This is a genomic window from Dysgonomonas sp. Marseille-P4677, from assembly GCF_016652235.1.
GTDB lineage: Bacteria > Bacteroidota > Bacteroidia > Bacteroidales > Dysgonomonadaceae > Dysgonomonas.
The window spans coordinates 71,020-82,332 of sequence record NZ_JAEPKU010000004.1 but is presented as its reverse complement, the minus strand read 5'-3'; the positions used below and the strand labels follow the sequence as shown (position 1 = coordinate 82,332).

Annotated in this window: 8 protein-coding genes; 6 read left to right on the top strand and 2 right to left on the bottom strand. The window is 38.7% G+C overall.

Annotated features, from left to right (window positions below; genetic code table 11):
* Nucleotides 1–148 precede the first annotated feature (148 nt).
* The 6 genes from JGH11_RS02180 to JGH11_RS02155 all read left to right on the top strand — a co-directional run bounded on the left by JGH11_RS02180 (nt 149) and on the right by JGH11_RS02155 (nt 10,506).
* The gene (locus JGH11_RS02180; RefSeq protein WP_201109927.1) at nt 149–3,349 is read left to right on the top strand and encodes a TonB-dependent receptor; all 3,201 of its coding nucleotides are present in this window, start codon (nt 149–151) and stop codon (nt 3,347–3,349) included.
* A gap of 22 nt (nt 3,350–3,371) precedes the next feature.
* On the top strand, nt 3,372–4,907 hold the full coding sequence (locus tag JGH11_RS02175; protein WP_201109926.1) for a RagB/SusD family nutrient uptake outer membrane protein: 1,536 nt from the start codon (nt 3,372–3,374) through the stop codon (nt 4,905–4,907).
* Nucleotides 4,908–4,929: 22 nt separating this feature from the next.
* Nucleotides 4,930–5,820 (top strand): PKD domain-containing protein, encoded by an 891-nt coding sequence (locus JGH11_RS02170; protein WP_201109925.1) that lies wholly within the window; start codon nt 4,930–4,932, stop codon nt 5,818–5,820.
* An 80-nt stretch (nt 5,821–5,900) separates the two neighbouring features.
* Nucleotides 5,901–6,728 (top strand): family 16 glycosylhydrolase, encoded by an 828-nt coding sequence (locus JGH11_RS02165; protein WP_201109924.1) that lies wholly within the window; start codon nt 5,901–5,903, stop codon nt 6,726–6,728.
* 33 nt (nt 6,729–6,761) lie between these two features.
* Nucleotides 6,762–9,152 carry a beta-glucosidase BglX gene (bglX, locus tag JGH11_RS02160; protein ID WP_201109923.1) on the top strand — a complete coding sequence of 797 codons (2,391 nt, stop codon included), beginning with the start codon at nt 6,762–6,764 and terminating at the stop codon, nt 9,150–9,152.
* 106 nt (nt 9,153–9,258) lie between these two features.
* The gene (locus tag JGH11_RS02155) at nt 9,259–10,506 is read left to right on the top strand and encodes a glycoside hydrolase family 5 protein (protein WP_201109922.1); all 1,248 of its coding nucleotides are present in this window, start codon (nt 9,259–9,261) and stop codon (nt 10,504–10,506) included.
* 107 nt (nt 10,507–10,613) lie between these two features.
* On the opposite strand, the gene JGH11_RS02150 is transcribed toward JGH11_RS02155, so the two are convergent.
* Together JGH11_RS02150 and JGH11_RS02145 are read right to left on the bottom strand one after the other, a co-directional pair.
* A complete protein-coding gene (locus JGH11_RS02150) occupies nt 10,614–10,973 on the bottom strand; it encodes a hypothetical protein (protein ID WP_201109921.1) in 360 nt (119 codons plus the stop codon).
* Nucleotides 10,974–10,982: 9 nt separating this feature from the next.
* A complete protein-coding gene (locus JGH11_RS02145) occupies nt 10,983–11,285 on the bottom strand; it encodes a septum formation initiator family protein (protein WP_201109920.1) in 303 nt (100 codons plus the stop codon).
* Between the last annotated feature and the right edge of the window lie 28 nt (nt 11,286–11,313).

Sequence of the window (11,313 nt, the reverse complement as noted above, 5' to 3'; positions counted from 1 at the left end):
TAGTACTTATGTAGTATTTATTAGTATCTGCTTTTGAGTTTTTGATGTATTAATTTTCTTTAAAAACACATGAGAAGCAAATAAGTTTGCAAGAGAATCCTAAAAGTTTCTAAATATCATAATTCTAATCAACCTTAAATTAACAATCATGAAGAGAGAACCCTTCTTTTGGAAAATTTTATTTATTATTCCTTTATTTCTTTTTTCTTCCTTGGCTGTATTCGGACAAACATCCGAAATAAAAGGAATCATTACAGATGCAGCTACAGGAGAAACATTAGTGGGTGTATCAGTATCTGAAAAAGGTACGACAAATGGAACCATGACTGATTTGGATGGTCACTATTCGATTAAAGCTCCTATGGGGGCAACTCTTGTTTTTACATATGTAGGATATATTACACAAGAACATAGTGTAAAGGGAGCAACAATTGATGTTGCGTTAAGCGTTTCGCAACAAATGCTTGACGAAGTCGTCGTTGTTGGTTATGGTGTACAGAAAAAGAGTGTAGTAACTGCAGCGATCAGCCGGGTAACTGCAAGCGAACTCAATGCTGCAAAACCATCCAGAGTTGAGGATGCCCTAAAAGGTAAAGTTTCGGGAGTTCAGATTACACAAAGTTCAGGACAACCGGGAGCTGAATCAAAAGTTCGTATTCGTGGAATAGGTACAGTAAATAATAGTAACCCGCTTTATATTGTAGACGGTATGCCTGTAGATGGAGGTATAAGCTATCTGAATCCTGTAGACATTCAATCTGTGGAAATACTTAAAGATGCAGCTTCGGCAGCTATTTATGGAGCTCGTGCTGCTAATGGGGTAATATTGGTAACAACCAAAAGTGGAACAATAGGCAAAACAACTGTAAATTACGATTTCAGTTACGGATGGCAAAATCCATGGAAGAAGAGATCGGTTCTTGATGCTAAAGAATATATGATTATCATGAACGAATCTCAGATAAACGATGGAAACGCTCCTCGCTATACCAACGAGCAAATTGGTTCGGCAGGAAAAGGGACGGATTGGCAGGACGAAACATTCAATTACGATGCTCCTGTTCAGAATCATCAGGTAAGTTTGAATGGAGGAAACGATAAAGTACAGTATTTTCTTTCGCTTGGATATTTTAATCAGGAAGGCATCGTTGGTGGCAACTATGGCCAATCCAACTATGATCGTTGGAGTGTACGTTCCAATACAACTTATACGGCCTTCGAAACCCAGGATAGGTCATTCCTAAATAAAGTACGGGTAGGAGCTAATGTATCGTATGCACGAGGTAAGTCTACAAGTATAGATGCCAACTCCGAATACGGTTCCGTACTTGGTAGTGCTTTAGCTTTCAATCCTAATGTACCGCTATATGCGGATAAAGAAACTGCAGACCAGATACTAAAAGATCATCCGTATGCAGTTAAGGATAAGGATGATAGAGTATTCTCCATTCCTCCTGCAGGATTTCAGGAAATATCCAATCCGGTGGCCATGTTGAATCGTCCGAGAAAAGAAAAAAATAATGAAGATAAATTTGTAGGCACATTTTGGGGTGAAATAGATATCCTTCCAATCTTGAAATTTAAGAGTAGCTATGGATTTGACCTTGCTTTCTGGGGTATTGATGGATACGAATTCCCTTATTTTTCATCCACTATGGGAAAAGATGTAAAAAGAAGCTCTGTCTGGAGTGAAATGAATCGTGGATATAAATGGCAGGTAGAAAATGTGTTAACCTATAATCAGACTTTTGAAGGAAAACACAATGTTAATGTTGTTTTAGGACAATCAGCACAAAAATACAAACGTCGCCAATTAGGAGGTAGCGATTACGATTTATTGGAGCTTTACCCTAATAAGGCTAATATAAATTCAGCAACAGCCGATAGAGACGATGAACGTGTTTTTGGAGGAACAGATGGAACAAATTTCAATTCTCTGGCTTCATATTTCGGACGTGTAGACTACAACTATGCCGAACGTTATATGGTTCAGGCTACTATTCGCCGTGATGGATCTTCCCGATTCGGACCGAATAATAAATGGGCTACTTTCCCTGCTGTATCTGTTGGATGGAATGTGTTGAACGAACCATATATGGAGGGTGTTACTCCCGATTGGTTCAATTCATTTAAATTCCGTTTCAGCTGGGGTAAAAACGGTAATGAAAATATTGGTAATTTCTACTATACATCGTTAATGGATGGCGGACAAAACTACTATTATGGAGGAGGTTACAGTATAGCCGATAAAGGGAAAGATGGTGTTATGCAATATGGAGTTTCTCCATCGGCAATAGCAAATCCCGATATTAAGTGGGAAGAATCCGAGCAGACAGACTTTGGCTTTGATGCCCGTTTCTTAGGAAGCGCATTAAGTTTTAGCTTCGATTATTTTAAGAAGAAAACAAACGGTATGCTCATGAGAAAGCCGATCCCTAATTATGTAGGTCACGAGGCAGCTCCTATGGCCAATGTCGGTGATATGGAGAATTCGGGAGTAGAGTTTGAACTCGGTTGGAAACAAGATATTAGTGATTTCAGTTATCATATTTCTGCGAATGCATCGTATATGAAGAATAAACTTATCAAACTGGGTAATGCAAACGGAGAAGCAATTTATGAAACAGCGGGTGCTTCTGGGCTAGGTAGCTATATAAAAGGACAAAATGGTGAAGTGTGGCCATTCTTCTATGGTTACAAGACTGACGGATTATTCCAGAGTGAGGCTGAAGTAAGTGCTTATAAGAACAATAACGGGCAATTGATGCAACCGAAAGCACAACCTGGTGATGTACGCTTTGTTGATGTAAACGGAGATGGAGTAATTGACGACAATGATAAAATAAATATAGGAAAAGGAATGCCCGACTGGACATTCGGTTTTACAATAGGTGCCGATTGGAAAGGATTTGACCTTAATCTATTCTTCCAGGGAACAGCAGGTAATGATATATTCGATTTTTCGCAACGTGGAGATATTCCGGCTATGAATCGTCCTTCATGGATATTAGAACGATGGCATGGAGAAGGGACTTCTAACAGAATCCCACGTATGACTACTGCTAATCCGAACGAAAACTGGAGATCTTCAGACCTATATGTAAAAGATGGTTCATATCTACGTTTAAAGACAGCACAGATAGGCTATACATTGCCATCTTTTATTACCAGAAAGGCCACGATCCAGAAATTAAGAGTTTATGTATCGGCCGAGAACCTTCTTACATTTACAGGCTATGATGGTTTCGACCCTGAGGTTGCTACTGGCGATTATAATAGAATTGGTGTAGACCGTGGTATCTATCCACAATCCAGAACTATTTCTGTTGGAGCAAATATTACTTTCTAATCTTTTAAATTATAATACGAACATGAAAAAATATAAATTTTTACCAATTATAATAGCACTGGCAGGGAGTATTTCTTTTTCTTCCTGTGGAGACGATTTCTTGACTGCTACTCCAACCGAAAAGCAGGAGACAGGAACTGCTGTAACCGAATTCGCCTTGTTAGCTAATCTTGGTTCGGCCTATCAAATTCTTTTATTCGACAGCTATGCCGATAATAACTATAATGCCGTTCTATTAATGTCAGACCTGCGTTCCGATGATATCTACAAAGGTGGTGGTGATGCCGGAGACCAAGGACAATTATATAAATTATCTCAATTTACTTCTACGGCAGCAGAGACAGTAGGAGGCCTTTGGAATATTTATTTTACCGGATTGAGTCGCTGTAACAATGTTATCAATTTGGCCGAGAATGCTGTTGGTATAGAAGATACAAAGTTGGAACAATATAAGGGAGAAGCCCACTTCTTACGAGCCTATTACACCCATCTTTTATGGAAGTTCTGGGGTAATATACCATATTTTGAACAGGCGCTGATCGATCCCCCTCATATGGCCAAACAGCTTACAGCCGATCAGGTGTATGAGAAAATTATGGCAGATATAGATTTTGCTTGCGCAGAAGATAGATTGCCAATGAATATGGTTGGAGCCAATGTAGGACGTGTGTCAAAGGCTGCGGCACTAATGCTCAAGGCTCGTGTTGTTTTGTATCAAAAAGATGAATCACGTTATGCTGAAATTACAAAAGATATGGCAGATATTATCAAGAGTGAAAAATTTGATCTTTTTGAAGATTTTGGGGCAATGTGGGATGATGAGAACGAATTTTGTATAGAATCTATTTTTGAAAGTAATCAGCTTCCTGAAGGGAAGACTTGGTCTACCGGATGGCAAGGATTCGGAACCAATCTGCCAGCATTTATATCTCCTAACGAATTGAAAGATCCTAATGGTATATTCAAGGGGGGATGGGGATTTGCTCCTGTTCGTAAATCGGCCTATAATATATATGAAAGTCAGGAAGATACTCGTCGCGATGGCTCTATCAATGATTGGACGGGAGCTGCATATACAAAACGTTTTCAAGATACAGGCCTATTTCAACGTAAATATGCTGCTCGTGTAGGATATAATGATTTACCGGGAGATCAGGACTTGAACTTTGCAAACAACCTTCGTATATTTCGTTTTGCTGAAACATTGCTGAACTATGCCGAATTAGTTAAAATGCACGGACAAGCCGAGCAGGGCGTTTCTGCACAAAGCTGTTTAGACAGGATCCGCAAGCGTGCATTCGGAAAAGATAAGTCTATTCCTGCCACAGTAGAGAATATAAAACTTGAGCGTCGCCGCGAATTTCTAGGAGAAGGCATGCGTTTCTGGGATTTGGTCCGTTGGGGTGATGCTCCTACAGTATTGACAGAAAATGATGCAGCTCATAATTCTGTACGTACATTCCAAGATTGGATGAAATATCTTCCTATACCTCAGTCCGATATGGAAAGTACTAAAGGAACGGAATTTGAATTGAAACAAAATGGTCAATGGAAATAAACCTCAATAAAAGTATATAAAGATGAAAAATATAATAAAATATGGAATCTTTGCATTGATGTCATTCTATATTCTGACATCTTGTAATCCTCAAGAAAGCGACGATTATAAATTGGGTTCTGATCCGACACCAGGAGAGCTGGCTTTTAGTGTGACTCCATCAGCAGAAACACCGAATGTTCTGATTATAAAGAATACATCTCCTAGAGCTGGCATTCCTGTTTGGGATTTGGGAAATTATAGTAAAGGTAAAGGTGCTGAAGTTGAAGGTCAGTATCCTTTCAAAGGAGAATATACAATAACAATGACCTTATATACATCAGGAGGATCTACTTCTATTTCGAAAACAATAACTATTGCAGATGATGATTTCGCCTTACTCGATACTCAAATATATCGTGATTTGACAGGAGGATTTGACGATACTGATGGTAAAACCTGGATCTACGATAGTGAAAAAGATGGACATTTTGGAGTTGGACCTGCGGCCGATAGTAAACCTTCTTGGTGGAGTTGTCCGGCTGGGGGAAAAGCCGAATCAAGTCTGTATAAACAAGAATTTACTTTTTCTATGTCTAAAACAACCGGGTTGAAACTAGTATGGAAGAACGAAGGGAAAATTTATACAAACGGTGCGGGAAAAGATGATCTGGCTAAGAAAGGTTATACTAATGCAACTCAGCCACCTGCAGGAGATTGGGATGTAGAGTATACTCCTGCGGCATCATATACTTTTACAATGAACGAAGCTGCGAAATCGTTGGTATTAGGAGATGGTGCATTTTTTGGTCATTATACGGGAAGTCACTCATATGACATTCTTGATCTGAATGAAAATGTATTGTATCTGAAAGTTGTGAGTACAGTAGAATCCGGTAATGGATGGTGGTATAGGCTTGTTCCTAAAAAATAATTTATAGAATAATAATATAATTTTAAGAAGGTTGCCCGAAAAAGAGCCTTTTTCAGGCAACCTTCATTTTTTATAAAAGCATGAAATTAAATTTTTTCTTATCTGTTATCATTCTTCTTTTTATTCCTATTAGTACTGCTTGTAGTCAGGATAATACGACCGAAAGTATTCCTCAAGGATACAAATTGGTATGGCAGGATGAATTCAATGACTCGAAGCTTTTATTACCAGACAATGAATGGTGGTTCGAAACGGGGAATCATGGCTGGGGGAATAACGAACCCCAGAACTATGTGGATAGGGTACAGGGTAATGATACTGTTGCCAAAATAGAAAATGGCAACCTTGTTATTACCGCCTTGAAATTGGATAAACCTTATCAGGGTTCCGATATTATATCGGCCCGCATGAATACAAAACAATCATGGAAATATGGCTATTTCGAGATGCGAGCTAAGGTTCCCGGCGGGAAAGGTACATGGGCGGCTTTTTGGATGCTTCCCCAAGATTTTAACGATTGGCCTCTTGACGGAGAGATAGATATTATGGAATATGTCGGTTACAAACCTGATACAACACATACATCGGTACATACAGCAGCATACAATCATGTTCAACATACAGAGAAAACGGCTACAAAAAAGGTTGCAGGAATAGAGAACGAATTTCACATCTATGCTGTGGAATGGACAGAGGATTATATAAAAGGATATGTTGATGGAGTAGAATTTTTCTATTTCGAGAATGATAAGAAGATGGATAAAAAGACATGGCCTTTCAATGTACCTTTTTATTTAAAACTGAATCTTGCAATAGGAGGGAATTGGGGTGGAACTAGAGGCATAGACCCTGATATTTTTCCTGCCCGTTATGTAATAGATTATGTAAGGGTATATCAAAAACAATGAATAAGTCAGAGACTTTTATAAATATATAAATAGATGGAAATAAAAAAGCTAGGATTATTGGGCATATTTATTTTGTCGGGGCTATTTTCGACAGGATATGCGCAACAAGATGTTGATAGTAGAGTAGAGGAACTGTTGTCGAAGATGACCTTGGACGAGAAGATCGGGCAGATGAATCAAGTTAGTTTTTTCGCTGTTGATGATAAGGCAATAGCCCAATACAGTGATGATGATATGGATACGTTCCTTATCAGAATGGGTATTGCCGGAGGACAAGGACAAAAGAAGCCATCCGAAATGACTAAGAGTGAGAAAGTGGCACTTATCAAACAAGCTGCTGACAAGATGTTGAACGACAATATTGTTAATCCGATAAAAAAAGGGCAAATAGGATCTTTACTCAATATAGTAGACCCTGTAATGGTGAATAAGTTGCAAGAGGCAGCTATGAAAGAAAGTCGTCTGGGAATACCAATGATTATTGGACGGGATGTTATCCATGGATTCAAAACTATCTTTCCTATTCCTCTTGGACAAGCTGCGTCATTCAATCGCCAGTTGGTCGAAGATGGAGCTCGTATTGCTGCTATAGAAGCACGTTCTACTGGTGTAAACTGGACGTTTGCGCCTATGCTTGATATATCTCGCGATGCACGATGGGGGCGTATTGCCGAAAGTTTGGGCGAAGACCCATATTTAGGTGCTCAACTTGGAGCAGCTATGGTAAAAGGTTTTCAGGGTAATGGAGATCTTAAAGATCCTAATGCTATTGCTGCGTGTGTAAAACATTTCATTGGCTATGGAGCTGCTGAAGGAGGACGGGATTATAATACTACAAATATCCCTCCCCATCTTATGCGTAATGTATACCTACCTCCTTTTCATAGTGCCATAAAAGCGGGGGCTGCTACATTGATGACTTCATTTAATGATAATGATGGGATCCCCGCATCAGGAAATAGTTATATTTTGAAGAATATTCTACGTGATGAGTGGAAATTCGATGGTTTTGTAGTGTCCGATTGGGCATCGATGGCAGAAATGATTGCTCATGGCTTTGCCAAAGATAATAAGCAGGTAGCAGACATTTCAGCCCATGCAGGTGTCGATATGGAGATGGTAAGTGGTGCATATCTTAAATATTTGCCTGAGTTGGTAAGAGGAGGTAAGGTATCTATATCTGTTATTGATAACGCAGTTCGTAATATACTTCGTGTAAAATTTAGAATGGGATTATTTGAAAATCCTTATACAGATACTAGCAAGCCTTCAGTACTTTATGCTACCGATCATCTCAAAGCAGCTCGACAAGCGGTTGTCGAATCCGCTATTCTCTTAAAGAATGATAATAATACATTACCACTTTCTGAGAATAAGAAGATAGCTATTATCGGGCCTTTAGCCGATGCTCCTCACGATCAGATGGGAACATGGGTATTCGATGGTGATAAAAATTATACGATAACACCTATTGGCGCATTGAAGGGAGATTATAAACACATCAATTATGTTTACGAACCGGCTTTAGGTTACTCACGAGATAAGAGTACGGTTAATTTTGAGAAAGCGAAACAGGCTGCTGCATCGGCTGATGTTGCAATTGTTTTCTTAGGGGAAGAGGCTATCTTGTCGGGAGAAGCACATTCTTTGTCGAATATCAACCTGATAGGGGCACAATCTGAATTATTGAAAGCAGTAAAAAGTGCAGGTAAACCTGTCGTTTTGGTAATTATGGCAGGAAGACCTCTTACTATCGAACGCGATCTTCCTTATGCGGATGCTGTGCTTTTTAACTTCCATCCGGGAACAATGGGGGGACCTGCTATTCTTGATCTCCTTTTTGGAAAAGCAAATCCAAGTGGCAAGCTTCCTACGACATTTGTACGTGAAGTAGGACAGATTCCTATGTACTACAATCATAATAATACGGGCCGTCCTGCTCCTGAAAAAGTGATGACTCTTGATCAAATTGAACTCGAAGCGGGGCAGACGTCGCTAGGGAATACTTCATTTTATCTGGATTCGGGTAAGGATCCTCTTTATCCTTTCGGATATGGCTTGTCGTACAGTACATTTGAATATTCAGATTTGAGTCTGTCTTCAACATCTATTCCTATGGATGGTACATTGACCGTAAAGGTAACCCTTAAGAACACAAGTAAGGTAGATGGTACAGAAGTGGTTCAACTTTATATTCAAGACATAGTAGGCTCTATTGTGCGTCCGGTTAAAGAACTGAAAGGTTTCGAACGTATAGCTTTAAAAGCAGGAGAAAGCAAAACTGTTGAGTTTAGATTGACTGCGGATGACTTAGCTTTCTATGGTCACGATTTAATTAAGAAAGCCGAAGTCGGAGACTTCAATATATGGGTTGGCGGTAGTAGCAACGCTACGCTAAAAAGTTCTTTTTCCTTGACAGAATAAGGCAGATGATGAAAGGCATAGGAAACACTAAATTTTCATAATCCCTATGCCTCTCTTCCAGTTGTTTCCGGTACTACTATAATAAATTAAGCAAGAGACTTTAATAATGAGAAAACTAATTTACTTACTATTATTACCCATTGTCTTTATTGGATGTCAGCCTAAGGAGGCTGTAACTGATAATGGCGGTCGGTTTATTCGGATAGACGGCCCAAACTTGGTGAAGCCGGATGGCGAAAAATTCTTTATACAAGGGATCAATCTTGGAAATTGGCTTAATCCCGAAGGATATATGTTCTTCTTTGGAGGGGAAGCCGCTTCTTATAGAAAGATCAATGAAGCCTTCTGTGAGATGGTTGGCCCTGACTTTACAAATCAATTTTGGAGAGAATTCAAGAAGAATTATATAACAGAAGATGATATCAAATATATCAAATCGACAGGTATGAATTCTATCAGAATACCTTTTCATTATAAACAGTTTACCAATGAAGATTATATGGGATTGGATTCTTCTCATGACGGGTTCGAACTTATCGATCAGGTTATAGAATGGTGCCGCCAACAAGACTTATATGTCATATTAGATATGCACGATGCTCCCGGTGGACAAACCGGAGATAATATAGATGATAGCTATGGCTTCCCGTGGTTGATGACCGATGAGGGTAGTAAAGCGATGTTTTGCGATATATGGAAAAATGTGGCTTCACATTATGCAAACGACACAATTGTATTGGGTTATGATTTATTAAATGAACCTATCGCACATTACTTTCTGGAAGCCGATGCTCATCTGAACGATTCTTTAGAGTCCTTATATAAAAGATGTGTGGAAGCTATTCGCACCGTAGATAAGAACCATATCGTATTGTTGGGTGGGGCACAATGGAATGGGAATTTCAAAGTATTTAAAGATTCTAAATTTGATTCTAAATTAATGTATACATGCCATCGTTATTGGTGCGATACATTACAGGCTAATATTCAGGATTTTGTTCAATTTAGAGACAGTGTCAATCTACCGATATATATGGGAGAGACAGGAGAGAATACAAATGAATGGATTGCAGGTTGGACGCGCCTGATGGAGCGAAATAATATAGGATGGCATTATTGGCCTTATAAAAAAATGGTACCTAATAGCTGTATGGTTACTATTCCTAAGCCTGAAAACTGGGATTTGATTGTGGAGTATACAAAACAGGATAGAGCAACTTTCGAGAAGATACGGAAGACGAGACCAAACCAAAGTTTAGTAAAGAAAGCTATGTCTGATTTGTTGGAAAATATGAAATTCAATAACTGCGTTAAAAATGAAGGTTATATACTGGCAATGGGTATGAAGCCTTAAAGGCATAAAGACTCCCATTAAGTGGAGGGTTCTTTGTTAATGAAGATTGGGGAGGGATTGTCTTAGTGATAAGGCAATCCTTTTTGTTTAGAGATAGATCAAATTTGCTATTTATTTTTTTCCTCTTGCTCTTTCTTGTATGCCATCGATAAGGCAACAGTCGCGTACAAGGTAAGTATGGCTGCAATAAGTAGTGTAACAACCCATTCGCTCATATTCTTGAACATTAGGAAGGACGAGACAGCCATGAGCAGTACTGCAAATATCTGAATATTGAAAAGACGTTTTCCCCTAAGACTTTTTCCCGGGTAAGGTGTTGTAAATGTGGTTGCCGCAAAGCCTGCAACACCTACAACCATAATATACTTAGCTATTGTAGTGTCGAAATAATATACAATGGCAGCAAGAAGGATAAGTATTGCCGATATTTGAAAAAACGTATTCTTTAGCTTATGGCTTTTTTTCATTATTTGGTGTTATTCTACAATAAAAACATCTTCGTCCGGTTTCTTCATCAGATAATTTTCACGGGCAAATTTCTCTATACGGTCTTTGTCTGATTGAAGTTCCTGAAGTTTCTGTTTATCTTCAATAGTCTTGTTTTGGTAATATTCTATCTGGCTGTTGAGTTCTATAATCTTAGCATCATAACCGAAACGTGAGAATATATTGCTTTCGCTGATAAAGAATGCGAAAACGATGATAACCAGAATAATCAGTAATTGTATTTTCGTATATCTGGTAATAAGATAATTGAATGCTGATTTGAATATATTCATAACAAAGAAAGAGATTAAGTCAATTCTA

Excerpts from the sequence above, each read along its gene's own strand:
- bglX (WP_201109923.1), top strand. The coding sequence starts at position 6,762 with ATGGAAATAAAAAAGCTAGGATTATTGGGCATATTTATTTTGTCGGGG.
- JGH11_RS02145 (WP_201109920.1), bottom strand. The coding sequence starts at position 11,285 with ATGAATATATTCAAATCAGCATTCAATTATCTTATTACCAGATATACG.
- JGH11_RS02165 (WP_201109924.1), top strand. The coding sequence starts at position 5,901 with ATGAAATTAAATTTTTTCTTATCTGTTATCATTCTTCTTTTTATTCCT.
- JGH11_RS02155 (WP_201109922.1), top strand. The coding sequence starts at position 9,259 with ATGAGAAAACTAATTTACTTACTATTATTACCCATTGTCTTTATTGGA.
- JGH11_RS02180 (WP_201109927.1), top strand. The coding sequence starts at position 149 with ATGAAGAGAGAACCCTTCTTTTGGAAAATTTTATTTATTATTCCTTTA.
- JGH11_RS02170 (WP_201109925.1), top strand. The coding sequence starts at position 4,930 with ATGAAAAATATAATAAAATATGGAATCTTTGCATTGATGTCATTCTAT.
- JGH11_RS02175 (WP_201109926.1), top strand. The coding sequence starts at position 3,372 with ATGAAAAAATATAAATTTTTACCAATTATAATAGCACTGGCAGGGAGT.
- JGH11_RS02150 (WP_201109921.1), bottom strand. The coding sequence starts at position 10,973 with ATGAAAAAAAGCCATAAGCTAAAGAATACGTTTTTTCAAATATCGGCA.